21 protein-coding genes and 1 tRNA gene are annotated in these 25,900 nt (G+C 71.3%); 12 read left to right on the top strand and 10 right to left on the bottom strand.

All coding sequences use genetic code 11. The features are described from left to right. Window positions 1-63 precede the first annotated feature (63 nt). Window positions 64-621, bottom strand: a complete 558-nt coding sequence (locus tag QFZ64_RS13165) for a hypothetical protein (protein ID WP_307065319.1) — start codon at window positions 619-621, stop codon at window positions 64-66. Window positions 622-751: 130 nt separating this feature from the next. Between QFZ64_RS13165 and QFZ64_RS13160 the strand changes: the two genes are divergently transcribed. The 3 genes from QFZ64_RS13160 (at window position 752) to QFZ64_RS13150 (ending at window position 4,551) form a co-directional block, all read left to right on the top strand. After that, window positions 752-1,456 carry a response regulator transcription factor gene (locus tag QFZ64_RS13160; protein ID WP_307065317.1) on the top strand — a complete coding sequence of 235 codons (705 nt, stop codon included), beginning with the start codon at window positions 752-754 and terminating at the stop codon, window positions 1,454-1,456. Next, on the top strand, window positions 1,453-2,877 hold the full coding sequence (locus QFZ64_RS13155; RefSeq protein ID WP_307065315.1) for a HAMP domain-containing sensor histidine kinase: 1,425 nt from the start codon (window positions 1,453-1,455) through the stop codon (window positions 2,875-2,877). The genes QFZ64_RS13160 and QFZ64_RS13155 overlap by 4 nt, the downstream gene beginning before the upstream one ends. A 204-nt stretch (window positions 2,878-3,081) precedes the next feature. After that, window positions 3,082-4,551: a cellulose binding domain-containing protein gene (locus tag QFZ64_RS13150; protein WP_307065313.1), complete on the top strand. Its 1,470-nt coding sequence runs from the start codon at window positions 3,082-3,084 to the stop codon at window positions 4,549-4,551. 274 nt (window positions 4,552-4,825) lie between these two features. On the opposite strand, the gene QFZ64_RS13145 is transcribed toward QFZ64_RS13150, so the two are convergent. Both QFZ64_RS13145 and QFZ64_RS13140 read right to left on the bottom strand, forming a co-directional pair. Next, window positions 4,826-6,247, bottom strand: a complete 1,422-nt coding sequence (locus QFZ64_RS13145; protein WP_307065312.1) for a GH1 family beta-glucosidase — start codon at window positions 6,245-6,247, stop codon at window positions 4,826-4,828. Between the two features lie 410 nt (window positions 6,248-6,657). Further along, window positions 6,658-7,701, bottom strand: a complete 1,044-nt coding sequence (locus QFZ64_RS13140; protein WP_307065310.1) for a LacI family DNA-binding transcriptional regulator — start codon at window positions 7,699-7,701, stop codon at window positions 6,658-6,660. A gap of 495 nt (window positions 7,702-8,196) precedes the next feature. On the opposite strand from QFZ64_RS13140, the gene QFZ64_RS13135 reads away from it, so the two are divergent. From QFZ64_RS13135 to QFZ64_RS13115, 5 genes are all read left to right on the top strand, one after another. Next, entirely contained in the window at window positions 8,197-9,513 is a 1,317-nt protein-coding gene (locus QFZ64_RS13135; RefSeq protein ID WP_307065308.1) for an extracellular solute-binding protein, read from the top strand. A gap of 499 nt (window positions 9,514-10,012) precedes the next feature. Continuing rightward, complete coding sequence (locus QFZ64_RS13130) at window positions 10,013-11,008, top strand: carbohydrate ABC transporter permease (protein WP_307065307.1); 996 nt, start codon at window positions 10,013-10,015, stop codon at window positions 11,006-11,008. Between the two features lie 14 nt (window positions 11,009-11,022). Next, the gene (locus QFZ64_RS13125) at window positions 11,023-11,946 is read left to right on the top strand and encodes a carbohydrate ABC transporter permease (protein WP_307065305.1); all 924 of its coding nucleotides are present in this window, start codon (window positions 11,023-11,025) and stop codon (window positions 11,944-11,946) included. Between the two features lie 279 nt (window positions 11,947-12,225). Beyond that, on the top strand, window positions 12,226-13,689 hold the full coding sequence (locus tag QFZ64_RS13120) for a GH1 family beta-glucosidase (RefSeq protein WP_307065303.1): 1,464 nt from the start codon (window positions 12,226-12,228) through the stop codon (window positions 13,687-13,689). Window positions 13,690-13,914: 225 nt separating this feature from the next. Continuing rightward, window positions 13,915-14,970, top strand: coding sequence for a LacI family DNA-binding transcriptional regulator (locus tag QFZ64_RS13115; RefSeq protein WP_307065301.1), 1,056 nt, complete (start codon window positions 13,915-13,917; stop codon window positions 14,968-14,970). 72 nt (window positions 14,971-15,042) lie between these two features. Here the strand turns inward: QFZ64_RS13115 and QFZ64_RS13110 are convergent, their stop codons facing one another. The 5 genes from QFZ64_RS13110 to QFZ64_RS13090 all read right to left on the bottom strand — a co-directional run bounded on the left by QFZ64_RS13110 (window position 15,043) and on the right by QFZ64_RS13090 (window position 19,015). Further along, window positions 15,043-15,768 carry a hypothetical protein gene (locus QFZ64_RS13110; protein WP_307065299.1) on the bottom strand — a complete coding sequence of 242 codons (726 nt, stop codon included), beginning with the start codon at window positions 15,766-15,768 and terminating at the stop codon, window positions 15,043-15,045. 170 nt (window positions 15,769-15,938) lie between these two features. After that, window positions 15,939-16,011 (bottom strand) — tRNA-His (locus QFZ64_RS13105). A gap of 127 nt (window positions 16,012-16,138) precedes the next feature. Continuing rightward, the gene (gene orn / locus QFZ64_RS13100) at window positions 16,139-16,741 is read right to left on the bottom strand and encodes an oligoribonuclease (RefSeq protein ID WP_307065297.1); all 603 of its coding nucleotides are present in this window, start codon (window positions 16,739-16,741) and stop codon (window positions 16,139-16,141) included. Between the two features lie 150 nt (window positions 16,742-16,891). After that, window positions 16,892-18,181, bottom strand: coding sequence for a helix-turn-helix domain-containing protein (locus QFZ64_RS13095; RefSeq protein WP_307065295.1), 1,290 nt, complete (start codon window positions 18,179-18,181; stop codon window positions 16,892-16,894). A gap of 387 nt (window positions 18,182-18,568) precedes the next feature. Then, a complete protein-coding gene (locus QFZ64_RS13090; RefSeq protein WP_307065293.1) occupies window positions 18,569-19,015 on the bottom strand; it encodes a hypothetical protein in 447 nt (148 codons plus the stop codon). A 404-nt stretch (window positions 19,016-19,419) separates the two neighbouring features. Between QFZ64_RS13090 and QFZ64_RS13085 the strand changes: the two genes are divergently transcribed. Both QFZ64_RS13085 and QFZ64_RS13080 read left to right on the top strand, forming a co-directional pair. Next, window positions 19,420-19,947: a universal stress protein gene (locus QFZ64_RS13085; RefSeq protein WP_307065291.1), complete on the top strand. Its 528-nt coding sequence runs from the start codon at window positions 19,420-19,422 to the stop codon at window positions 19,945-19,947. 130 nt (window positions 19,948-20,077) lie between these two features. Beyond that, window positions 20,078-20,644, top strand: coding sequence for a GPR1/FUN34/YaaH family transporter (locus QFZ64_RS13080; protein WP_307065289.1), 567 nt, complete (start codon window positions 20,078-20,080; stop codon window positions 20,642-20,644). Window positions 20,645-20,842: 198 nt separating this feature from the next. On the opposite strand, the gene glmS is transcribed toward QFZ64_RS13080, so the two are convergent. Both glmS and QFZ64_RS13070 read right to left on the bottom strand, forming a co-directional pair. After that, a complete protein-coding gene (glmS, locus tag QFZ64_RS13075; RefSeq protein ID WP_307065288.1) occupies window positions 20,843-22,660 on the bottom strand; it encodes a glutamine--fructose-6-phosphate transaminase (isomerizing) in 1,818 nt (605 codons plus the stop codon). 70 nt (window positions 22,661-22,730) lie between these two features. Next, on the bottom strand, window positions 22,731-22,988 hold the full coding sequence (locus tag QFZ64_RS13070; RefSeq protein ID WP_307065286.1) for a hypothetical protein: 258 nt from the start codon (window positions 22,986-22,988) through the stop codon (window positions 22,731-22,733). A gap of 177 nt (window positions 22,989-23,165) precedes the next feature. Between QFZ64_RS13070 and QFZ64_RS13065 the strand changes: the two genes are divergently transcribed. After that, window positions 23,166-24,749: a metallophosphoesterase family protein gene (locus tag QFZ64_RS13065; RefSeq protein WP_307065284.1), complete on the top strand. Its 1,584-nt coding sequence runs from the start codon at window positions 23,166-23,168 to the stop codon at window positions 24,747-24,749. Between the two features lie 261 nt (window positions 24,750-25,010). After that, window positions 25,011-25,895, top strand: coding sequence for an amidohydrolase family protein (locus QFZ64_RS13060; RefSeq protein WP_307071677.1), 885 nt, complete (start codon window positions 25,011-25,013; stop codon window positions 25,893-25,895). The last annotated feature ends 5 nt before the right edge of the window (window positions 25,896-25,900 follow it).

Here is a 25,900-nt window from a genome sequence, read left to right as displayed (position 1 = left end):
CGGTGGCCGGCGCGTAAGGGGCCGCACCCACCGCGCACGGACTCCTCGGATCCCTCGGACCCCTCAGTAGGTGCCGATGTCCACGTGCGGCGGTCCGTCGTGCCAGGTGCAGAAGACCGACACCTTGTCCGCGCCCGAGGTGAACTCCACGCGGATCCACGACTCCGTCTTCCACACCTGCATCGACCAGCCGGCCCCCGGCGTCGCGGACACCAGCGTCGCGGAGGTCTCGCCGATGTCGAACACCACCCGGCCGCCGGCGGTGTCGTAGCCCTTGACCTGCCCGGACGAGGCCGGCGGCGAACTCTGCGACGAGTGCGCGGGAGAGCCGGAGGAGGACGGGGCGGACGGGGAGGAGGTGGGGGAGGCCGGAGTGCCGTGCTTCGTGGGCGACTTCGGCGCGCGGGACGGTGACGGACTTCTCGTCGGCTTCCGCGGGCGGCTGGTCGCGGAAGCCAGTGCCCGCGCCTCCTGCGTCGAGCCGACGGCCGTGATCGGCAGGGCGCGCGGCGGGTCGTAGGCGGTCCCCGCCATGACCGTGTGGACACCCCACCACGACAGCGTGACCGCCGCGCCCGTGGCGAGCGACCACGCCAGTACGTGAACGAGTCCTCTGTACATCACTGTCATACTGCCTCACCCGCCCCACGGGTGTCTCACCAGTCGTACACAGTCTCGAATGTCCTTTGTGCGTCGTGGAGTTGTCCACAGGCCCGGAACGGCTCCGCACGCATGGCGTACGGTGCGGCGCATGGCAAGTGTGCTCGTGGTCGAGGACGACCAGTTCGTACGCTCCGCGCTCATCCGGCATCTGACCGACGCCGCGCACACCGTGCGCAGTGTCGGCACCGCACTCGAAGCGCTGCGAGAGGTCGCCCACTTCTCGTTCGACGTCGTGATACTCGACCTCGGACTGCCCGATCTGGACGGGTCCGAGGCGCTGAAGATGCTGCGCGGCATCACCGACGTACCGGTGATAGTGGCCACCGCGCGGGACGACGAGACGGAGGTCGTCCGGCTGCTCAACGCGGGCGCCGACGACTACTTGACCAAGCCGTTCTCCGTCGAGCACCTGTCCGCGCGGATGGCCGCCGTGCTGCGTCGGGCCCGGTCGGGCGCGGGCGAGGCACCGGTGTCCGCGGTGATCCGCGTCGGCGGGCTCACCATCGACCCGCTGCGCCGCCAGGCCGAACTCGACGGCCTGCGCCTGGACCTGACCCGGCGTGAGTTCGACCTGCTCGCCTTCCTCGCCGGCCGCCCCGGCGTCGTCGTCCCGCGCAAGGAGCTGCTCGCCGAGGTGTGGCAGCAGTCCTACGGCGACGATCAGACCATCGACGTCCACCTCTCCTGGCTGCGGCGGAAGTTGGGCGAGACGGCGGCCAGGCCCCGCTATCTGCACACCCTGCGCGGCGTGGGCGTGAAGCTGGAGCCGCCGAGAGCGGAGCCGCTGTCATGAGGTGGGCACTGGTCAAGGTGTGCCTGGCGGTGACCACCATGGTCGTGGTCGCCTTCGCGGTGCCGCTCGGCCTGGTCATCAAGGAGATGGCGCGCGACCGCGCCTTCTCCAACGCCGAGCGGGAGGCGGCGGCCGTGGCGCCCGCGCTCTCCATCACCACCGAGCGGGACCAGTTGGAGCGCGTCGTCGCCTCGGCCGGCTCCGACGACGAGGGCATAGCGGTGCACATACCGGCGACCGCGGGAACCGACGGCGAAGGGAACGTGGTCAGCGGCGAGGGCGCCACCAAGGCCCTCGACCTCGGCCGGCGGCGCGCCGCCGACAAGGACATCGAGGCCACCCGCAAGCTGGGCCGGGCCTCCACCAGCGAGGTGAAGGGCGGTTCCACCCTGCTCCAGCCCGTCGCGATCGGCTCCGGCGCCATCGCCGTGGTCGAGGTGTACGTGCCCGAGTCCGAGGTCAGCAACGGCGTCGGCACGGCCTGGGCGGTGCTCGCCGCCGTCGGTGCCGCACTGATCGTCGGCTCGGTCGCCGTCGCCGACCGGCTCGGGGTGCGCATGGTGCAGCCCGCGCAGCGCCTGGTCGAGGGCGCGCACGAACTGGGGGAGGGGAAGCTGGGCGCCCGGGTGCCCGAGGAGGGACCGACCGAACTGCGGCTCGCGGCGGTCGCCTTCAACTCCATGGCCGACCAGGTCGTCCAACTGCTTGCCAACGAACGGGAACTGGCCGCCGACCTGTCGCACCGGCTGCGCACCCCGCTGACCGTGCTGCGGCTCAACGCGGCCTCGCTCGGCGAGGGCCCGGCCGCCGACCAGACCCGCGCGGCCGTCGCCCAGCTCGAACGAGAGGTCGACACCATCATCCGCACGGCGCGGGAGGCCAAGCCGCAGACGACCGCGCCCGGACCCGGCGCCGGCTGCGACGCGGCCGAAGTGGTGCGCGAGCGCATGGAGTTCTGGTCCGCGCTGGCCGAGGACGAGGGACGCAAGGTACGCACGGCCGGCATCGACCGCCCGGTGCGCATACCCGTGGCCCGCGCCGACCTGGCCGCCGCGCTCGACGCGCTGCTCGGCAACGTCTTCCGGCACACCCCGGAGGGCACCGCCTTCGCGGTCGACGTGCATCACGCGGAGGATGCGGTGATCGTGCTGGTCTCCGACGCGGGACCGGGCATCACCGACCCCGACGCCGCGATGGCCCGGGGACGCGGCTCGGGCAGCGACGGGTCGACGGGGCTCGGGCTGGACATCGTCCGGCGGCTGGCCGAGTCGACGGGCGGCGACGTACGCATCGGCTCGTCCGTCCTCGGCGGCACGGAGGTCCGCATCTGGATCCAGCTCGACGGCTGCGGCACGACGACGCGCGGCCGCGGCCACCGGGGGCGGGAGCGCAAGCGCAGGCGGGTCGTGCTGGCGAAGTGAGGCAGAGGGCGCGCCCCGCGCCCGCAGGTCCGCGTGCCGCCCGCCCGCGCACCGATTGGTCTCGACCTTTAACGCCCTCCGATCCCTTCCTTAAGCGCACCCTAAGATCCCCGACCCCCGCCCGGTTCGGGCGATCCGCCCGAATCCCGCCCGCTAGCTTTCTGCCGCACCCCCACTTCCGTGAGCAGTGAAAGCAGGCATTCGATGAGCAGTACGCACCGGCGCAAGGTCAGCGGCAGGAACAAGGTGATCGGCGGCGTCGTCGCGGCGGCCGTGGCGGGCGGCGGCGCCTTCGCGCTCACCGGTACCGCGCACGCGGCCGGCGTCGGTGCCGTCTACACCAAGTCCAGCACGTGGGAGACCGGCTACACCGGCCAGTACGTCGTCACCAACGAGACCGGCGCCAAGGAGGCCGACTGGAAGCTGGAGTTCGACCTGCCTGCCGGTGCGAGGATCAGCTCGCTGTGGAACGCCACGTCGAAGGTGAGCGGACAGCACGTCACCGTGACGGCGCCGTCCTGGGACAAGGACGGGCTCGCGGCGAACGAGTCCGTCACCGTCGGCTTCGTCGTCAGCGGCAAGGGCGACCCCACCGGCTGCCGCATCGACGGCGCGAGCTGCTCCGCGGACGACGGCGCCACCCCCGAGCCGAGCGGCCGCCCCTCGGAGCCCGCCACCTCCGAACCGAGCACCCGGCCCAGCAAGCCTGCCACCCCGTCGCAGAGTGCCGACCCCAAGCCCAGCTCCACCCCGTCGACCCCCGACACCGGCAACGGCAGCGCGGGCAGCGCCGGATTCGCGCCGTACGTCGACACCTCTCTCTACCCCGCCTTCGACCTGCTCGCCGCCACCGACGCCACCGGGGTGAAGACCTACAACCTCGCCTTCGTCACCGACGGCGGCGGCTGCACGCCGAAGTGGGGCGGCGTCAGCGACCTGGGCAGCGACGCGGTCGCCGCGCAGATCGGCAAGCTCCGTGCCAAGGGCGGCGACGTCCGCGTCTCCTTCGGCGGCGCCTCGGGCTCCGAGCTCGGCACCACGTGCTCCTCCGCCGACGCGCTGGCGGCGGCGTACGGCAAGGTCGTGGACACCTACAAGCTGACCAAGGTCGACTTCGACATCGAGGGCGGCGCGCTGCCGAACACGGCGGCCAACACCCGGCGTGCCCAGGCCATCGCCAAGCTCCAGCAGTCGCACTCCGGTCTGGACGTCTCCTTCACCCTGCCCGTCATGCCGGAGGGGCTCACCCAGGACGGCGTCGACCTGCTGTCCAACGCCAAGTCCAACGGCGTGAAGATCTCCGCCGTCAACATCATGGCGATGGACTACGGGGCCTCGTACAACGGGGACATGGGCGGCTACGCGATCCAGGCGGCCACCGCGACCCAGGCGCAGATCCGAAGCGTGCTCGGCCTCTCCGACGACGCGGCGTGGAAGGCCGTCGCGGTCACGCCGATGATCGGCGTCAACGACGTGTCCACGGAGGTGTTCAAGGTCGACGACGCCAAGCAGCTGGTGGACTTCGCGAAGTCGAAGGGACTGGCGTGGCTGTCGATGTGGTCCGCGACGCGCGACAAGCAGTGCGCGCAGGCGAAGAACACGGCCGACGCGACGTGCAGCTCGATCACGCAGGGGGCGTTCGACTTCTCGAAGGCCTTCGCGGCCTACAAGTAAGGCCTTCGCGGCCCGGGCGAGGCCTTCACGGCCGACAGCCGGGAGCAGGGGCTGTGACCTGACGGGAGCCCCAAGACAGAGGAGCTGCCCGGCGCCCTCCGCCGGGCAGCTCCCGTCCGGCGCGGGGCGCGGTCCGCTTCCCCACAGAACCCCCCACCAGGACCGCGCCCCGTCCCCCTGACCGGCCCGGCCGGCGTCCGCTTACGCCGGCCGGACCGGGGTTTTCGACCGTGCCCGCGCCGGGCGGGGCGGGTAGTGGCGCGGGCACGGCGGTCTATGGGTGCGGCGGCAGCACGCCGGTGCGGGCGGCGCGGCCGTACCAGTGGGCGCTCGACTTCGGGGTGCGGGCCAGCGTCTCGTGGTCCACGTACACCGCGCCGAACCGCTTCTCGTAGCCGTACGCCCACTCGAAGTTGTCCATCAGGGACCACAGGTAGTAGCCCCGCACCTCGGCGCCGTCGTCGATCGCGCGGCGCACCGCCGAGAGGTGGCCGCGCAGGTAGGCGATGCGTTCCGGATCGTGCACGCGGCCCTCGGCGTCGGGCTCGTCGTCGTATGCGGCGCCGTTCTCGGTGATGTACAGCGGCAGGCCGGGCACCTCACGGGTGTAGCGCATGACCAGGTCGTGCAGCCCGGTCGGGTCGACCGTCCAGCCCATCGCCGTCCGGTCGCCCGGCGGCTGGTGGAAGACCACGTCGTCGGCGCCCGGCCAGGGTCCCCCCTCGCCGGCGCCGTGATTGTCCGCGCGCGGACCGGACGGCGCGTTCCCCGCCGCACTCACCAGGGCGGGCGTGTAGTAGTTCAGGCCGAGCGCGTCCAGCGGCTGCTGGGCCAGCACCAGGTCGCCCCGCTGGACGAAGGCCCAGTCGGTGACCGGCCGGGTCGCCTTGATCAGCGTCTCCGGGTACGCCCCGTGCAGCATCGGGCCGTGGAAGACGCCGTTGGCGAGGTCGTCGATCCGCCGCGCCGCCTCCAGATCCGCGGGGTCCTGCGAGAACGGGCGGATCACCTGGGAGTTGAGGCTCACGGCGACCGTGTTGCCGGCCGGCATCGTGGCCCGCAGGGCGGCCGTGCCCAGGCCGTGCGCGAGGTTCAGGTGGTGCGCGGCCCGCAGCGAGGCCTCCGGGTCGGTGCGCCCCGGGGCGTGCACGCCGGAGCAGTAGCCGAGGAAGGCGCTGCACCAGGGTTCGTTCAGGGTGGTCCACTGCTCGACGCGGTCGCCGAGCGTCTGGCCGAGGAGCGCGGCGTACTCGGCGAACCGGTAGGCGGTCTCCCGCTCCGGCCAGCCGCCCGCGTCCTCCAACTCCTGCGGCAGGTCCCAGTGGTACAGCGTCAGAACCGGCTTGATGCCGTGGGAGAGCAGCTCGTCCACCAGGCGGCGGTAGAAGTCCAGCCCGCGCTGGACCGCCGGACCCCGTCCGGTGGGCTGCACGCGGGACCACGAGACGGAGAAGCGGTACGAGGACAGGCCGAGCTCCGCCATCAGCGCCACGTCGTCGCGGTAGCGGTGGTAGTGGTCGACGGCGATGTCGCCGTGGTCGCCGCCGGCCGTCTTCCCCGGTGTGTGACTGAAGGTGTCCCAGATGGAGGGCGTACGGCCGTCCTCCGCCGCGGCTCCCTCGATCTGGTAGGCGGAGGTGGCCGCGCCCCAGACGAAGGCGGGAGGGAAGCGCACGGGGGGTGTCGGCTCGGTCATGGAATCGCTCCCACGGGTCGGATGCGTCGCCCATTATGCATGGGAGCGCTCCCACGAGGAAACCCCCGCGCGCGGGATACGGCTCCGCGTCCCGCCGGGGCGCCCTCACGAGAGGCTCCACGGGTTTTTTCTCGCCCCCGCCGCCCCTGCCCTTCCCGTCCCCCCGGGGGGCTCCGCCCCCGGACCCCGAAAAGACCGCGCAGTTCCCCGTGCCCCTGATCAGGGGCACGGGGCAGTGTCGATATGCGGCTCCGCCGCGTGGGCGCGAGAAGCCCCACTCACCCGCACCCGCCATCCCGCGCGCCCCACACCCGCCATCCCGCGCGCGCCCCACCCCCCGAAGGCGCTGCCCTCGCGGCCACGGCCCCCGCCGGAGGCTCCCAAGCCCCAAGTCGGCGAGGGAACCCCCCTCACGCCGACTCCCGGACCACCAGTTCCGTCGGCAGTACGACGCCGCGGTGCCCCGCCCCCCGGTGCTCGATCTCGTCGAGCAGCAGCCGCGCCATCGTGCGCCCCATCTCCTCCAGCGGCTGCCGCACGCTGGTGAGGGGCGGATCGATGTGCCGCGCAACGATGGAGTCGTCGAACCCGATCACCGCCACGTCGTCCGGTACCCGCCGTCCCGACGCCCGCAGTTCCAGCACCGCCCCCGATGCCGTCACGTCCGACGCGGCGAACACCGCGTCCACCTCCGGCCGCCGTCGCAGCAGCTCCCGCATGGCCCAGCGGCCGCCGTCCTCGGTGAAGTCGCCCTGCACGACCAGGTCGTCGTCGACTTCGAGTCCCGCGCTCTCCAGTGCCCCCCGGTAGCCGTCGAGCCGGGCCCGCGCCACGTCCATGTCCAGCGGGCCGGTGATCGTGCCGATCGTCCGGCGGCCGCCCGCCAGCAGGTGTTCGACCGCGCTGCGCGCCCCGCCCCCGTTGTCCGCGCGGACGTGCCCCAGCGGTTCGCCGTCGCCGCGCCGGCCGGCCAGCACGGTCGGCACGGACAGCTCCTCCAGCCGGTCGGGAAGCGTGTCGTCGCTGTGCACGGCCATCATCAGCACGCCGTCCACCCGTTGCGCGGACAGGTACGTGGCCAGGCGCGCGTACTCCTTCTCGTCGCGCACCAGGACCAGCAGCAACTGCATGCCCGCGCCGGCGAGGCCCGCGGACACCCCGCGGATGATCCCGGAGAAGTACGGCTCGGAGAAGAGCCGGTTCTGCGCCTCGGGAACGACCAGCGCCACGGAGTCGGTGCGCTGGGTGACCAGGGAGCGGGCGGCCCGGTTGGGGATGTAGCCGAGTTCGTCGATGGCCCGCTGCACGGCGGCCCGGGAACGGTCGCTCACCTTGGGGGAGCCGTTGATCACCCGGGAGACGGTGCCCCGCCCGACACCGGCGAGCGCGGCCACGGCGTTGAGGGTGGGGCGCCGGACGTCCGCGTTCCTGGCCGGCGGGTCGGCAGGTCTCATCGTTCACCTCTCGGCGATCAGTGGGGGGTCGGCCTCATTCTGACCCAGAATTTTCCGAAACCGTCCCCGCGGGCCGCACCGGGCCTGCGGACGGGTCCGCGAACGCGCCGTTGACCTGCGGGGATCCGGCGTGTGACGGCCGTATGTCGCGCTGGTTACACGTGCCGTCACGACACGTAAACGTGACGCCTACAACACGCTTGCGCAACGACGCCGTTTTCAAGTCTTGACACTGGGGCTCACAGGAACGAGTCTTCCGGCATGCCGCGTGGGAGCGGTCCCACGGGTACTCGGGGGGTTACTCCCGTGTGGACCAGAACACCGAAGGCCCTTCCCTCCGCCTCGCAACACCCACTGTTGACCAGCATCTTTTCACCGCACAACCCGTGTTGTGAACTGGCCGCTGCTCGAACCGAGAGGGCAGGTCCGGGCCGCCGGGTCCCCGGCGGCCCGATTCCTGAGGTCCCGTTCCCCACTGGAACAAGGAGTAGTGGAATGCGCATCACCCGTACCGGCGGCGGTCGAGGCCGCAGAGCAGCGGCCGTGACCACCACGGTTCTTACCGCCTCCGCGCTGCTGCTGACCGGCTGCAGCAGCGACGACTCGGACAGCTCGGACTCCAACGGGAACATCACCCTCAAGCTCGCGGACTTCGGGCAGTTCGGCTACAAGGAAGCCAAGCTGTTCGACGAGTACCACAAGCTGCACCCGAACATCACGGTCAAGGAAGAGACGACCGCCGACGAGCAGGACTACTACCCGAAGCTGCTTCAGCAGCTGAACGCGGGCAGTGGCCTGGCGGACGTCACGGGTATCGAGGTCGGCCGCATCAAGGAGGTCGTCGACACCCAGGCGGCCAAGTTCCAGGACCTCAGCAAGGTCATCGACGTCAAGGACTGGGTCTCCTGGAAGGAGAAGCAGGCCACCGCCAAGGACGGCACGGTGATCGGCGCCGGCACCGACATCGGTCCGATGTCGCTCTGCTACCGCCGCGACCTGTTCGAGAAGGCGGGGCTGCCGTCCGACCGCGACGCCGTCGCCAAGGCGGTCAAGGGCGGCTGGGAGGACTACATCAAGCTCGGTGAGCAGTACAAGAAGAAGGCCCCCTCCGGGACCTACTTCATGGACTCCGCCAGCGCGATGTACAACGCGGTGGTCGCCTCCTCCTCGGAGCAGTACTACGACGCCAGCGGCAAGCCGGTCTACAAGGACAGCGCGTCGGTCAAGAAGGGCTGGAATCTCGCCGCCGACGCCGCGTCCAAGAAGCTGAGCCAGGGCCTGGCCGAGTTCCAGGACCCGTGGACCACGGCGCTGCGCAAGGGCACCATCGCCACGGTGGCCTGCCCGGCGTGGATGGCGGCCCAGATCTCCGTCAACTCGGGTGACAACTACAAGGGCAAGTGGGACATCGCCCGGGCGCCCGGCGACTCCGCCGCCAACTGGGGTGGCTCCTTCCTCGCGGTGCCGAAGAGCGGCAACCACGTGAAGGAGGCGCAGGAGCTGGTCAAGTGGCTGACCGCGCCCGAGCAGCAGGCCAAGGTGTTCAAGACCATCGGCGTCTTCCCGTCGAACACGGGTGCGTACGAGCTCGCCGACGTGAAGGACGCGAAGCTGCCGTACTTCAACAACGCCCCGATCGGCCAGATCTACGCCGAGGAGGCCAAGTCCATCCCCGAGGCGGTGCTCGGTGCGAAGGACGGCGTGATCAAGGACGCGATCTCCACGCAGATCAACAACATGGAGCAGCGCAACACCAAGCCGGACGACGCTTGGAAGGCCGCGACCCAGAACATCGACAAGGCGATCGGCTGAACCCCGGCGGTGCGGGTGGCTCCCAGGGGCTGTCCGCACCGCACCGGCGGCCTCGGCCGCCGACGGCACCCGCGTCACCGGGCCGGCGCTCACCCGCCGGCCGGGTGCGTGCCCCGGTGAGGGGTGCACCTGGTTCGCAGACCCGGATCCGCACAGGGTCCGGGTAAGAACCGCACCGGGTGCGGGCCCGTCGTACCGGCACCGGCACGGGGGAACGGTGCCGGTACGACGGGCCGGCCCCCGGCGGTCGCGCCCGATCCGGTCGCGCCCGATCCGGCCCCGTCCACAGGGCGGAGCCGGGAGCGACACCCGATCTCCGGTCCCGTCCGCCGGATCCGGTCCCTCAGCGGAACCCCAGGGTTCCGCACACACGTACGTCGGGCCGCGGCGCGGGCGGCTCGATACCGTACCGAACAGCGCAGGGAGCGGCGGGACGGTCGCCCGTGCACGCGCCTCCCGCCCCCTACCCGCCGCAACCTCCCAGGGAAGGACTCCCTCCGTGGCAACGACAACCCCCACACAGGGCGCCGTCAGCCCGCCGCCCGGCGGCTCCGGCACAGTGTCGAAGGAACGCAGCGCGTGGCGCTCCCGCCTGTGGCGCTTCGACGACAAGGCGTCGCCGTACGCCTACATCGCGCCCTTCTTCCTGATCTTCGGCGCCTTCGGCCTCTACCCGCTCCTCTACACCGGCTGGATAGCACTGCACCGGGTGGAGATGACCACCCTCGACCAGTCCGAGTGGGTCGGCTTCGACAACTTCACGAAGATCCTCCAGGACTCGGAGTTCTGGACGGCCGTCTCCAACACGTTCGTCATCGGCGTCATCTCGACCGTCCCGCAGCTGCTGGTCGCGCTGGGCCTCGCCCACCTGCTCAACTACAAGCTGCGCGCCAGCACCTTCTGGCGGACGCTGATCCTGACCCCGTACGCCACCTCGGTCGCGACCGCCGCCCTCGTCTTCGCCCTGGTCTTCCGGACCGACGGCGGCCTGCTCAACTGGGTGCTGCACTTCTTCGGCGCCTCCAGCGACACCAACTGGGGCAACGGGCACTGGACGTCCAAGATCGCCATCTCGGTCATCATCATCTGGCGCTGGACCGGCTACAACGCCCTGATCTACCTGGCGGCCATGCAGGCCGTGCCGACCGACCTCTACGAGGCCGCCTCCATCGACGGGGCGACGCGCTGGCAGCAGTTCCGCAAGGTGACCATCCCCTCGCTGCGGCCGACGATCCTGTTCACCATCGTCATCTCGACGATCGGTTCCATGCAGTTGTTCGGTGAGCCGCTGCTGCTGCAGGGCGGCACCCTGGGTTCCGTCGGCGGCAGCGACCACCAGTACGAGACCCTGAGCATCTACCTCTACAACTACGGCTGGAAGCTCGGACACCTGGGCCCGGCCGCGGCCGTCGCCTGGGCCATGCTCGTCCTGCTGCTGCTCATCGCCCTGATCAACTGGATCATCGGCCGATTCGTGCGCAAGAGCGCGGTCTGACGGGAGTGACATCGATGACCACGACAAGTCCCACCAAGACCGCCGTACCGGGGCCGGCCCCGGCCACGGGCCCCGCCGACGCGGGCCCGGCCCGCAGCCGCTTCAAGATGGGCGCCGGCCAGCAGCTCAAGGGCGGTCCCCTCACCTACGTCTTCCTGACGATCGTCGGCCTGGGCTCCGTCTTCCCGCTGTACTGGACGCTGGTGGCCGCCTCGCACGACCAGCAGCGCGTCCTCGACACCCCGCCCCCGTTCCTTCCGGGCGGCAGGCTGTGGACCAATCTGCAGACGGCCTGGGAACAGGCCAACCTCGGCAAGGCCATCGTCAACACCGCCATCGTGGCCGGCTGCATCACCGCCGCCACGCTGTTCTTCTGTACCCTGGCCGGCTACGCGTTCGCCAAGATGCGCTTCCGTGGCCGGGGCGCGCTGATGACCGCCGTGATCGCGACCCTGACGATCCCGCCGCAGCTCAGCGTCGTGCCGCTGTACATGATGATGTCGGACATCGGCTGGAACGGGAAGCTAGAGTCGGTGATCTTCCCGACCCTGGTCGGCGCGTTCGGCGTGTTCTTCATGCGGCAGTACCTGATCGAGGCGCTGCCCTACGAACTCATCGAGGCCGCCAAGGTCGACGGGGCGAGCAACATCCGCATCGTCTGGAACGTCGTCCTGCCCGCCGCCAGGCCCGCGATGATGGTGCTCGGCATGCTCACCTTCGTGCAGGCCTGGAACGACTTCTTCTGGCCGTTCCTCGCGCTGAACCAGACCAACCCCACCCTCCAGGTGGCCCTCGGCCAGCTCAGCGCCTCGTACACGCCGGACCAGAGCATCGTCATGGCGGGCGCGCTGATCAGCACGCTGCCGCTGCTGCTGGTGTTCGTGGTCTTCGGCAAGCAGATCGTCGGCGGCATCATGGCGGGCGCGGTCAAGGGCTGACGCCCGCGCGTCCACCGTCCGCGCGCAAGCGTCCGTCCGCCGTCCGTACGTCCTGCCCGGCACGGCCCGTCCCGCACACGGGCCGTACGGGCGGGGCCGCGGCGGGCGGGGGACAACGCGCTGTCCGCCCCGGCTCCTTCCCCCTCCGCCACCCGCGGGGTTCGCGCCGCACCGAACCCCCTTCCCCTCGCGGGCCCGCACCCGGACCCGACCCGCCTTCCCCCCCGCCGCCGGATCACCGTCCGGCCCTCCTCACGCCACTTTGGGAGCGTTCTCACCATGACCGCCGTACGACCCGAGACCACTGCCCGGCCGGCAACGGAAACCTCTCTCTCCTTCCCGGCCGACTTCGTCTGGGGTGCCGCCACCGCCGCCTACCAGGTGGAAGGTGCCGCCGCCGAGGACGGTCGCACCCCTTCCATCTGGGACACCTTCAGCCACACCCCCGGCAAGGTGCGCAACGGCGACACCGGCGACATCGCCGCCGACCACTACCACCGGTACCGCGACGACGTGGCGCTGATGAAGGACCTCGGCCTGAAGGCGTACCGCTTCTCGGTCTCCTGGTCCCGGGTCCAGCCCACCGGCCGCGGCCCCGCCGTCGAGCGCGGCCTGGACTTCTACCGCCGTCTCACCGACGAGCTGCTGGAGGCGGGCATCGCCCCGGTCGCCACCCTCTACCACTGGGACCTGCCCCAGGAGCTGGAGGACGCGGGCGGCTGGCCGCAGCGCGACACCGCGTACCGCTTCGCCGACTACGCGGAGATCATGGCCCGCGCCCTCGGCGACCGCGTCGGCGTGTGGACCACCCTCAACGAGCCCTGGTGCTCGGCGTTCCTCGGCTACGGCTCCGGCGTGCACGCCCCCGGCCGCACCGACCCGGCCGCCACCCTGCGTGCCGCCCACCACCTGAACCTGGCCCACGGCAAGGCGGTCGGGGTGCTGCGCGACAACCTGCCGTCGACCGCGCAGACCTCGATCACCCTCAACCTGCACCAGGTGCGTCCGCTGACCGACAGCCCCGAGGACGCCGAGGCCGCCCGCCGCATCGACGCCGTCGGCAACCGCGTCTTCACCGGCCCGATCCTGGACGGCGCCTACCCCCAGGACCTGATCGCCGACACCTCCCACCTGGTGGACTGGAACGAGCTGGTGCACGACGGCGACCTGGCGGAGATCTCCCGCCCGATCGACGTCCTCGGCGTCAACTACTACTCGCCCACCGTGGTCTCGCACCCGGTCGACGGTGCCGGCACCACGAAGAACGACGGCCACGGCGCCAGCGAGCACTCCCCGTGGACCGGCTCCGACCACATCGCCTTCCACCTGGCCAACGACAACGTCACCGCGATGAACTGGGCCATCGACGCCAGTGGTCTGCACACCCTGCTGACCGACCTGGCCGCGTCGCACCCCCAACTGCCGCTCATGGTCACCGAGAACGGTGCCGCCTTCGACGACTACATCTCGCCCGAGGGCAAGGTCAACGACCCGCAGCGGGTGGCCTACCTGCACGCCCACCTGGACGCCGTCCGCCGGGCCGTCGCCGACGGGGCCGACGTGCGGGGCTACTTCCTGTGGTCGCTGCTGGACAACTTCGAGTGGTCCTACGGCTACTCCAAGCGCTTCGGCGCCGTCTACGTCGACTACTCCACCCAGCGCCGCATCCCCAAGGACAGCGCCCACTGGTACGCGGGCGTGATCCGCGACAACGCGCTGCCGGCCACCGGCGCGCGGGACTGACCTCCGCGGGCCGGCCACCGGCGCGCAGGAGCGGCATCCGCCACCCGGGAGGGGCGCGGCCGGACACCGGCCGCGCCCCTCCCGGCTTTTGTGCCGCCGGAGGGGGCGCGGAGTCCGTCCGACGAGGGACGATGGTCGTCGGCGGGCGGCGACGGGCCCGTACGAGGTGCCGCCCCAGGCTGTTACATTCCTGCCCTGAAGGCGGCAAAACAGGAGGCGGCGACTATGGCGGTCAACGGCGGGCGGAGCCGGGGCGGTCGACGGCCCACCCTGGAGGAGGTCGCCGCCCGGGCCGGCGTGGGCCGCGGCACGGTCTCCCGGGTCATCAACGGTTCCCCCCGGGTCAGCGACGCCACCCGCGCCGCCGTCGAGGCGGCCGTCGCGGAGCTGGGATTCGTCCCCAACACCGCCGCCCGCGCCCTGGCCGCCAACCGCACCGACGCCATCGCCCTGGTCGTCCCCGAACCCGAGACCCGCTTCTTCGCGGAACCGTACTTCTCCGACATGCTGCGCGGGGTGGGCGCCGAACTGTCCGACACCGAGATGCAGTTGCTGCTCATCTTCGCGGGCGGCGACCGCGAACGCCGCCGCCTCGCCCAGTACCTGGCCGCGCACCGGGTGGACGGGGTGCTCCTGGTCTCCGTGCACGCCGACGACCCGCTGCCCGATCTGATCGCCCAGCTGGAGATCCCGGCCGTGATCAGCGGCCCGCGCTCGGGGGCGGAGACGCTCGCCTCGGTCGACTCGGACAACTACGCGGGCGCCCGCTCGGCCGTCGAGCACCTCCTGGCGGGCGGCCGCCGCACCGTCGCCCACATCACCGGCCTGCTCGCGGTCTACGGCGCCCAGCGACGCCTGGACGGCTACCGGGAGGCACTGCGGGACGCGGGGCTCCCGGGCCACGAACACCTACTCGAACCGGGCGACTTCACCGAGGAGGGCGGCCGCCGCGCGATGACCCGGCTGCTGGAGCGCACCCCGCACCTCGACGCGGTCTTCGCCGGCTCCGACGTCATGGCCGCCGGCGCCCGCCAGGTGCTGCGCGAGGCGGGCCGCCGCATACCCGAGGACGTCGCCCTGGTCGGTTACGACGACTCCGCGATCGCCCGCCACATGGACCCGCCGCTGACCAGTGTTCGCCAGCCGATCGAGGAGATGGGACGCGCGATGATCGATCTCCTCCTCCACGAGATCGCCGCCCACCGCCTCCCGGCCGAGGTCCCCGCGGAACGCCGCCACGAGGTCCTGCCGACGGAACTGGTGGTGAGGGCGTCGTCGTAGCCGGAACGCAGAGGTCCCCGGACTCACTCGTCGCCCGGACGGTGTGGCGGTCGTGCGGGAGCGCCCGGCCGGTCAGCTCCTCTGCGCGAGCGCGTCGACCTTCTCGGTCAGCGTCTCGACACTCTCGGTGAGGTGGGCGAGCCGGTCGGCGACCTCGGGGAGCAAGCTCTCCGCCACGGTGCCGCCCCTCGCGACGGCCAGGACGGCGGCCATCGGGAACATGCCCGGGTCGCCGTGCTCGTTGCCGCTGGGGACGTGCTGGTGTCCGCAGTGGCCGGAGAAGTGCAGCCACTTGGCGTCGGACATGCGCACGCCGTTGCCGGGGCCGCGGGAGGCCGGGTACGCCTTGAACGTCACGTCCGAGGTGAGGGGCACGCCGTGCTGCTCGTGCGCCCACTTGGTGAAGGCTCCGAGGTCCCGGATCACCCAGTCCGGCAGCTCCGGCGTGTACAGGTGGGGAGCGCTGCCCCACTTCCCGTGAGCGACCGGGTCGCACGTGCCGACGATCTCGATCTGGACCACGTTGAGCGTGTTGGTGGCCACGGAGCCCGTGTGGGCGAGGGCCCGGCTGGAGACGTCGAAGTCGAAGTGCTGGTACCAGACCAGCTTCTTGTGCGTGAAGTCCGGCACGGCCGTGAGGTTCGGGGCAATGGCCCCGCCCTCGTAGTCCGTCAGGCTCCTGCCCTCGGTGGTGTGCCAGACGACGGTGTTGACTTCCATGGCGTCGCCGCCGTACTTGTCCTGGTACCAGTACGTGGTGCTGGCGCCCGGGTAACGCTGGGGTCCTGTCTTGGTCATGAGGACCTCCTGGAGGTGGTCGCGTCAGGATCACAGAGACGCTCACGGATGCTCGCCCTGGAGGGAAGAGGGAACCTTCTTCATCATCCCAAGTGGCCATCGGTGCGGCCACTTGGGGAAGGGAAGAGGCCGATGACCTGTTGTTGCAGGTCATCGGCCTCTTCGAAGAGGGTGAGTGACGGGACTCGAACCCGCGACATCCTGGACCACAACCAGGTGCTCTACCATCTGAGCTACACCCACCATGACCGACGGTTTCCCTGGTGTTCCACCGACCGGCCGAGAAAAAGTGTACAGGTTCCGCGGGGGTGCTCGCGCACGCCTTTCCGCGGAGGGCGTCCGGGGCCGGCGCGGAGGCCGGATGCCCAGGTCAGGTACCGGGCAGGACGTGTTTGGCGGCGATCGTGCGGGCCGTGTCGGAGTCCGGTCCGGGCTGCGGTACGAAGATCGCCTCCCGGTAGTAGCGCAGCTCCGCGATGGATTCCCGGATGTCTGCCAGTGCCCGGTGGTTGCCGTTCTTGTCGGGGCTGTTGTAGTACGCCCGCGGGTACCAGCGCCGGGCCAGCTCCTTCACCGAACTGACGTCCACGATGCGGTAGTGCAGGTACTGCTCCAGGGCGGGCATGTCCCGGGTCAGGAAGCCCCGGTCGGTGCCGACGGAGTTGCCGCACAGGGGTGCCTTGCCGGGCTCCTTGACGTGCTCCCGCACATAGGCGAGCACCCGCTCCTCGGCGTCGGCCAACGTCGTGCCGGACGCCAGTTCGGACAGCAGGCCGGAGGACGTGTGCATCGCGCGCACCACCTCGGGCATCGTCTCCAGCGCCTCGTCCGGCGGCCGGATGACGATGTCCACCCCCTCGCCCAGTACGTTCAGCTCGGAATCGGTGACCAGCGCGGCCACTTCGATGAGCGCGTCGGAGGACAGCGAGAGACCGGTCATCTCGCAGTCGATCCACACCATGCGATCGTTCATGACGCTTAGCCTATGACCCCGCGACGGCGCGGCGGACCGGCCGTGCACGGGGACTTGTGCCCGGACGTACGGGAGCGGGGCGGGGCACGCCGTACCGGACCGGGTGGTCCCGTACGGCGTGCCCCGCCCCGCCCCGGCGGGTGGTGCCCGCTACGACGCGCCGCGCGAGCCAGGAGCCCCCGCGCGTCCGCTGCCCGCGTAGTGCATCTCCTGCGCGTGCCTGCCGATCCCCTGTCCGTGTCCGTGCCCGTGTTCGGGCGCCGGGGCCGAGACGGAGGCCGCCGCGCCCAGGGCGTTCGCCGCCGCGGCACGCCGCGACTGCATCGGCACCTGCGGCGGCTGCTCCTGCGGCGCCGACTGCGGGCCGCCGGGGCCCGCCACCTGACTCGGGGAGCCCTCGGTGTCCGTCGGCCGGTCACTCTGCGGCCGACGCGCCCGGTACGCCGCCCGGTACGCGGCCGGGGACGAGCCGAGCTGCCGCCGGAAGTGCCCGCGCAGCGCCACCGGCGAACGGAACCCGCAGCGGCCCGCGACCTCGTCGACCGAGTAGTCGGAGGTCTCCAGCAGCCGCTGTGCCTGCAGCACCCGCTGGGTGATCAGCCACTGCAGCGGCGCGCTGCCCGTGAGCGAACGGAACCGGCGGTCGAACGTGCGCCGGCTCATGTACGCGCGGGCGGCCAGCGTCTCCACGTCGAACTGCTCGTGGAGATGTTCCAGGGCCCAGGCGACGACCTCGGCGAGCGGGTCGGCGCCGATCTCCTCCGGTAAAGAGCGGTCCAGGTAGCGCTCCTGGCCGCCACTGCGGCGCGGTGGCACCACCAGGCGGCGAGCCAGCGCGCCGGCCGCCTCGTTCCCGTGGTCCGACCGCACGATGTGCAGGCACAGGTCGATGCCCGCGGCCGTACCGGCACTGGTCAGCACGTCGCCGTCGTCCACGAAGAGCTCGCGGGGATCGACGTGCACCGACGGATAGCGCTTGGCCAGCGTCGGCGCGTACATCCAGTGCGTGGTGGCCGGGCGGCCGTCCAGCAGTCCGGCGGCGGCCAGCACGAACGCGCCGGTGCACAGCCCGACGATCCGCGCGCCCTCCTCGTGCGCCCGGCGCAGTGCGTCGAGCGCCTCCTCCGGCGGCGGAGAAGTGATCGAACGCCAGGCCGGTACGACAACCGTGCCGGCCCGTGATATCGCCTCCAGCCCATGTGGTGCGGTGAGTTCGAGGCCCCCTGTGGTCCGCAGCGGGCCCTCCTCGCCACCGCACACCAACAAGCGGTAGCGCGGCACGCCGGCGTCCTGGCGGTCGATCCCGAACACCGACAGCGGTATGGAACTTTCGAAGATGGGGCCGCCGCTGAACAGCAGCACAGCGACGATCTCCTTGCGGCGGCGCCCGGAGAGTTTCCGGGCCGCGGCTTCCGGCGCGGCAGTGGAGTCGTGGCTCATACTGCTAAGCCCCCCTCGGTGGTCGCGGCGCCCTCCATGCTTCGGGTCTGTCGCTCCAACACGTTTCCCCTCGGTCCAGCACGAGTCCCCCGCCGTAAGACAGTCATGATCGAATCTACTGCTTCGGGTGGCGCCGGCGTGACCGGTTCACCATCCGGCGAATTGTCGACATGGCAACTTGGCGTAAAGCATTCGATCACGAAGCGTTGCACTCGTGGGCCGTGCAGGGAAGTGCGCCTTGTCCCGGTGGCCGGTCCCCATAGGGTGCGCGCGTCCCGGCAGACCCTTTCGGTGCAGGTCGAACGGGCTGTGGAGGGGTCTCCGGGGGGTGTCCGCACATGGCCGGGAAGTTGGCCGAAAACATGCGGGCGCGTGCGCGGAAACCGGTCAGTCGACCGGCGTATTTCGGCGGGGCCGGCGACCGCCCCTGTGCGCCCCCTGGGACACTCCGGCGTGAGCCGGCTGCCGGGTGCGCGCGTGGGCGGCCTGGCGTCCCCCTGGACCGGTCCGGGACTCCTGACGTCCGCGGGGCTCGTCGGACGCGTGGGCGGGACGGGGCCGGTGCGCCTCCAGTGCCGCTCGCGCGGCGTGCCGTTCGGAGCGGCGCAGCAGGGCGCGGCAGACGGCGGTGACGGCCGCCAGTCCCAGTGCGGCGCCGGTGGCACCGGCCAGCGAGGTGCCGTACCAGACGAGGACGACGGGCACGAGGACGCAACTGAACGCGGCCCAGCGGACGAGATCGCCGACGGTGTCCTGGGCGGGGGCGGGGGCAGGGGGACCGGTGCGGGTGCGGGCGCGCGGGCGGCGGCCGTGGGGCGGACGGGGTGCGGGCAACAAAGGCTCCCTGGGGCGATGGCTCACGGGGTTCAACGCGGGGTGGCGCCGCCGGTCACTGCGATGATCGGGTTGCGTGTGCGGCAAGGACGTCCGAAAGGCGCCCGGCAGGCGTCCGAAAGGCGCCCGATGCCCGGGAAGGTGCTGTGAAGTCCGCGTGAAGCCGCCGTGGTGACGCCTGTAAGGGGCAGGAACCGTTGCGTCGGGGGCGGTGGCTCGTGCATGCTCCGGGGAACCCCGCGCGGCCAGTGCGGGGGCCGGGCCCGTTCCCTGGGCCGGGAAGGCGTGCCGCCGTACCCTTTGGGGTATGGGCCGGGGAAGGTGTTTCCCGGACAGCTCCGCCGCGCACCGTCGTCTTCCCGCACGCCGCAGTCACCGACGAGGATCACAACGCCGAGACACTCATGGCCGGTCACGAATTCTTCGAACCCGCGGACCGCAAGCGGTCGGTCGCCGAGCCCGCCTCGGCCGACCCGCTGGCGTCGGACGAGAACCGCACGTCCTGCGACCCCGCGTTCCAGCACGGTGTGGTCGTCGGCTTCGACGGTTCCACCTCCAGCGAGCGCGCCCTCTCCTACGCGATCGGCATGGCCCGGCGCAGCCGCTCGGGCCTGATCATCGTGCATGTCGCCAACCGGCTGCCCACCACGGTGTGGGCGGGCTGCGAGCCCCCGGTCTTCGTCGACGTCCCCGACCACCGCACCGAGGTGCTGGGCCTGGAACTGGCCTGCGCGGACTATCTCGCCGAGGTGCCCTGGATCCTGGTCGAGCGCGGGGGCGACATCTGCCACGAACTCGAGGAGGTCGGGCAGGAGTACGCGGCGGACGCGATCGTCGTCGGCTCCACGCACGGCTTCGTGGGCCGGCTGTTCGGCTCGGTCGCGGGCCGCCTGGCCAAGCGCGCCCGGCGCCCGGTGGTCGTCATCCCCTGAACCGGACGGATCCTCCGCGAGCGCTCCTGACGCGCGGTGAAGTTACCCTCACGTAGAGGTGTTCGTACGCATGTGAAGGGCATATACCGGTCACGTGCAACTTCACAAGCGCGCATGAAGGGAGCCCGTCGTGGACAATGACGTCTCCGCGGGAAGCAGTACGACCACCGTCGCCGGCCGACTCGCCCTGGGTATCACCCTGTTGGCCTTCGGCCTCGGACACACCGACGTGATCGACGGCGTCACGGCGGCCAACGCCGTGACACTCGCCCACTACGTGGGCGGAGTCGCCCTCTTCCTCATCGGTCTGCTGGCCTTCCGTGACCGTGACACCGGCCACGGCACCGCCTTCGCGGCGCTCGGTGCCCTGTGGTTCACCTGGGCCGTCTCGGCGGGGGACCAGGTCTCCGACAACGCGGCCGGACTGTTCCTGCTGCTGTTCGCCCTCGTGGCACTGACCCTGACCCTCGGCGCCGCCGGCAGCGGCGTGCTCGACCAGGGCACCTACGGACTGTTCTTCGTCTCGCTGGTGCTGCTCGCGATATCCGTCCTCGCGGGCGGCGACGCCCTCGGCAAGGTCGGCGGCTGGTTCGCCGTGGCGGCGGGGGCGGTCGCCTGGTACGCGGCGACGGCGGCGCTGGCCCACTGGCCGACGACGGTGCCCCGCCGCACGTGGGGCCGTCGGGTGACGGCGTAGCCCTGACAGGGGCGCGGGGCCGTCTCGATGTGTGGCTCCGCCGCGTGGGCACATGTTTCGGAGGTCCGGAGGCGCGGCCCCCGGGGACGAAGGGGGTCCCCCTGCTCGGGCGAGGCCGAGATCTCGGGGGAGGGAAGGGGCGGCGGGGGCGAACAAGAACTCTCGCCGCACCCCGCCGCACACCCCGTGACGCCCGCCCTACTCCACCGTCACCGACTTCGCCAGGTTCCGCGGCTTGTCGATGTCCCGGCCCAGCGCCAACGCCGTGTGATACGCGAGGAGTTGCAGCGGAATCCCCATCAGGATCGGATCCAGCTCGTCCTCGTTCTTCGGCACGACGATCGTCTGGTCGGCCTTGGGCTGGTCCTGGTGCGCCACCGCGAGGATCTTGCCGCTGCGGGCCTTGATCTCCTCCAGCGCCGCCCGGTTCTTCTCCAGCAGATCGTCGTCCGGCACGATCGCCACCGTCGGCAGCGCCGGCTCGATCAGCGCCAGCGGCCCGTGCTTCAGCTCGGAGGCCGGGTACGCCTCGGCGTGGATGTACGAGACCTCCTTCAGCTTCAACGAGGCCTCACGGGCGACCGGGTAGCCCCGGACACGGCCGATGAAGAGCATCGAGCGGGCCTCGGCGTAACTCTCGGCAAGCCGCTTGATCTCCTCCTCCTGCTTCAGAACCTCGTTGATCTGCCCCGGCAGCCGCCGCAGCCCCTCGATGATCCGCTTCCCGTCCCGCACCGACAGATCCCGGGTCCGCCCCAGGTGCAGCGCGAGCAGGGCGAAGGCCACGGTGGTGTTGGTGAAGCACTTGGTGGAGACCACGCACACCTCGGGCCCGGCGTGCACGTAGATGCCGCCGTCGGCCTCGCGCGCGATGGCCGAGCCCACGACGTTCACCACGCCGAGCACCCGCGCACCCTTGCGCTTCAGTTCCTGCACGGCCGCCAGCACGTCGTAGGTCTCGCCGGACTGGGAGACGGCGACGTACAGCGTGTCGGGGTCCACGACCGCGTTGCGGTAGCGGAACTCGGAGGCCGGCTCGGCGTCGGCGGGGATGCGGGCCAGCTCCTCGATCATCTGCGCGCCGATCATGCCGGCGTGGTACGAGGTGCCGCAGCCCAGGATCTTCACCCGGCGCACCGCGCGCGCCTCGCGGGCGCCGAGGTTGAGGCCGCCCAGGTGCACGGTGGAGAACCGGTCGTCGATGCGGCCGCGCAGCACGCGGTCGACCGCCTCGGCCTGCTCGTGGATCTCCTTGTGCATGTAGGTGTCGTGGCCGCCCATGTCGTACGACTCGGCCTCCCACTCCACCGTGGTCGGCTCCGCCGTGGTGCGGGTGCCCTCGGTGGTGTAGGTGCGGAAGTCGTCGGCCTTGAGGGTGGCCATCTCGCCGTCGTCCAGCGTGACTATCTGCCGGGTGTGGGTGACGAGCGCCGCCACGTCGGAGGCGACGAACATCTCCTTCTCGCCGATGCCGAGCACGACGGGGGACCCGTTGCGGGCCACCACGATCCGGTCGGGGAAGTCGGCGTGCATGACGGCGATGCCGTACGTGCCCTCGACGACGCGCAGCGCCTCGCGGACCTTGTCCTCCAGCTTCGTCGCCTCGGAGCGGGCGACGAGGTGGGTGAGGACCTCGGTGTCGGTGTCGGAGAGGAACTCGACGCCGTCGGCCTCGAGCTTCTTCCGGAGGTCGGCGGCGTTGTCGATGATGCCGTTGTGGACGACGGCGACCTTGTTGTCGGCCGACAGGTGCGGGTGCGCGTTGGCGTCGGACGGGGCGCCGTGGGTGGCCCAGCGGGTGTGGGCGATGCCGACGGTGCCCTTGAAGCGCGCGGGGACCTTGGCCTCCAGGTCGCGCACCCGGCCCTTGGCCTTGACCATCTTCAGGCCGGTCGCCTTGGGGCTGGTGACGACGATGCCCGCGGAGTCGTAGCCCCGGTACTCCAGCCGCTGCAGCCCTTCGAGGAGCAGCGGCGCCACGTCGCGCCTACCGATGTATCCGACGATTCCGCACATATGTGAGTTCTGCCCCTTGTTCTGTGTGTGGTGTGATGCCCGCTGGTTCGTGGAGGGTGCGGCGGGGTCCTCAGCCGTAGACGATGCGACGCAACTGGCGGAGCGTCAGCTCCGGCGGCGACACCGCGCGGTACTTCAGGTCCGCCTCTATGTGTTCGAAGATGGACGCGTTCACCAGGCCCTGCGCCTGGAGTTCGCGGTGCCGGCGACGGACGTACGTCTCGGTCGTCTCGTCGAAGTAGGCGAGCACGTCCTGGACCACGCGCAGCGCCTCGCCCCTGCTGAGGGGCGTGGAGCGCGTCAGATGGTCAACAAGTTCGTCGTGCACCCGGTAGATCCTGGGGTAAGTCCGGCGGATCCGCAAGAATCTTGCCCGATTTCGGGCAGGGTGCTGCGGTATCTGATAATGAGAGTCTCATGGGCGCCTGTTCGACGGCTGTCCATCCCGTGTCCCGCCGCACGTTGCCTGTAGGGGGCAACTTCTGGCCACATGGACACACCTCGTATGGGAGTACCGGAGAAGCTGGCCGCGCGCATGAGCATGGCGGAGCAGCACGAATACCTGCGGGCGAGATTCTCCCGGCGCACGATGATGAGAGGCGGCGCCGTGACGCTCGGCGCCGTCGCCGGCGGTGTCTTCGTCCCCGGGGCGGTGGCCCAGGCCGCCACCCCCGCCGCGAGCACCGCCGCCCCGACGACGTTCTCCTCCGGGAAGGACGCGGCCGACGGCGCACTCGTCGCCCCCTTCGGCCGCCACCTCGCCTACGGCACCGACCCGCGTACCGAGATGACCGTCTCGTGGCAGGTGCCGACCGCCGTGAAGGACCCGTTCGTCCGGATCGGCGCCCACCCCTGGGACCTCTCCCAGAGGATCGGCGCCGAGGTCCGCTCCCTCCACACTCCGGCCGGTGTCGGCGCCGGCGGCGACCACACCCAGTACTACGTGCACGCGAAGCTGACCCACCTGCGTCCGGGCCGGACGTACTACTACGGCGTCGGCCACCGGGGCTTCGACCCGGCCGAGGCACACCTCCTCGGCACACTCGGCACCTTCACCACCGCCCCGTCCAGGGCCGAGCCGTTCACCTTCACCGCCTTCGGCGACCAGGGCGTCAGCTACCACGGCCTCGCCAACGACGCGCTGATCCTCGCCCAGAACCCGGCCTTCCACCTGCACGCGGGCGACATCGCCTACGGCGACCCGGCCGGCCAGGGCAGGAGCGACGACACCGGATTCGACTCGCGCACCTGGGACCAGTTCCTGCACCAGACCGAGTCCGTCGCCAAGCAGGTGCCGTGGATGGTCGCGTACGGCAACCATGACATGGAGGCCTGGTACGCGCCCCACGGCTACGGCGGCGAGGAGGCCCGCTGGACCCTGCCGGACAACGGCCCGGACACCCGGAACCTCCCCGGCGTCTACTCCTTCGTCCACGGCAACACGGCCGTCATCTCGCTGGACGCCAACGACGTCTCCTTCGAGATCCCGGCCAACCTCGGTCTGTCCGGCGGCACGCAGACGCAGTGGCTGGAGAGGCAGCTCAGGAAGTACCGCGCCGACCGGGACATCGACTTCGTCGTCGTCTTCTTCCACCACTGCGCGTACTGCACCTCCACCGCCCACGCCTCCGAGGGCGGCGTGCGCCAGGAATGGGTGCCGCTGTTCGAGAAGTACACGGTCGACCTGGTCATCAACGGCCACAACCACGTCTACGAGCGCACGGACGTCCTCAAGGGCGGCGAGGTCACCAAGAAACTCCCGATCGGCGGGACGGCGTACTCCGAGACGGACGGCGTCGTGTACGTCACGGCCGGCGCGGCGGGCAGGAGCCTGTACGCCTTCAGCGCGGACGAGTCCTACGAGGACAACGTCAAGGACAACGACGAGGTCCTCTCCTTCGTCGTCCAGAAGGACGGCAAGAAGACGGAGACGGTCGCCTGGTCCCGCGTCCGTTACCTCGACTACTCCTTCCTCCGCGTCGACGTCACCCCGGCCCCGCGCGGCCACTACGCCTCGCTGACGGTGCGTGGCATCGCGGAGACGGGCGAGCAGGTCGACCACTTCACGGTGGTCCGCCGGGCGCGCTGACCACCTTGGACCGCCCGGGGTGCCCTCCCGGGCGGTCCACGGCCGCCCCCTGCCGGCGCCGTCGGTCCGGCGCGGACAATGGGGCCGGCACGCGAGGTGCGTGTGCGAGCGAGGTCCCGGTGCGAGCGAGGTGCGGTGGCGGTCGTGAGCGAGGAGAGCGACGACGAGGTCGGCGGCGGGACGGGCGACGAGGTCGGCGGTGGAAGAGACGAGGAGACCGGTGACGAGACGGGTGACGAGACCGGTGACGAGACCGGTGAGGTGCGCCGGTTCTGGAGCGGGCTCGGGCTGCCCGGGCTGATCGACGTCCACACCCACTTCATGCCCGAGCGCGTCCTGCGCAAGGTCTGGGACTACTTCGACGCCAACGGGCCCCTGGTCGGCGGCCGGCCGTGGCCGATCACCTACCGTGCGCAGGAGGCCGAACGCACCGCCCGGCTGCGGGAGTTCGGGGTGCGGGCCTTCACGTCGATGCTCTACCCCCACAAGCCGGGCATGGCCGAGTGGCTGAACGGCTGGGCGGCCGACTTCGCCCGCCGCACCCCCGACTGCCTGCACACCGCCACCTTCCACCCCGAACCCGGCGTCGAGGGGTACGTCCGCGACGCCGTCGAGGCCGGCGCCCTGGTGTTCAAGGCCCACGTCCAGGTGGGGGCGTACGACCCGGCCGACGCGCGGCTGCGGCCGGTGTGGGGGCTGCTGGCCGAGGCCGGGGTGCCCGTGGTGGTCCACTGCGGCTCCGGGCCCGCGCCCGGCAGGCACACCGGACCCGAACCCGTCGCCCGGGTGCTCGCCGCGCATCCGCGGCTGCGCCTCGTCGTCGCGCACATGGGGATGCCCGAGTACGAGGAGTTCCTCGACCTCGCCGAGCGGTACCCGCGGGTGCGGCTCGACACCACGATGGCGTTCACCGGCTTCACCGAGGACTTCATGCCGTTCCCGAAGCGGGCCCTGCCCCGCCTCGCGGCCCTCGGCGACCGGATACTGCTCGGCACCGACTTCCCCAACATCCCCTACCCCTACCTCCACCAGCTCCGGGCCCTGGAGCGCCTGGGGCTCGGGTCCGACTGGCTGCGGGCCGTGTGCCACGACAACGCGGCCCGGCTGTTCGGCCTCCCCGGCCGGGACGCCCGCCCGGAGCACTGAAGCCC

It is taken from the genome of Streptomyces sp. B3I8 (assembly GCF_030816915.1).
Taxonomy (GTDB): Bacteria; Actinomycetota; Actinomycetes; order Streptomycetales; family Streptomycetaceae; genus Streptomyces.
This window is presented reverse-complemented; position numbering and strand designations above follow the sequence as displayed.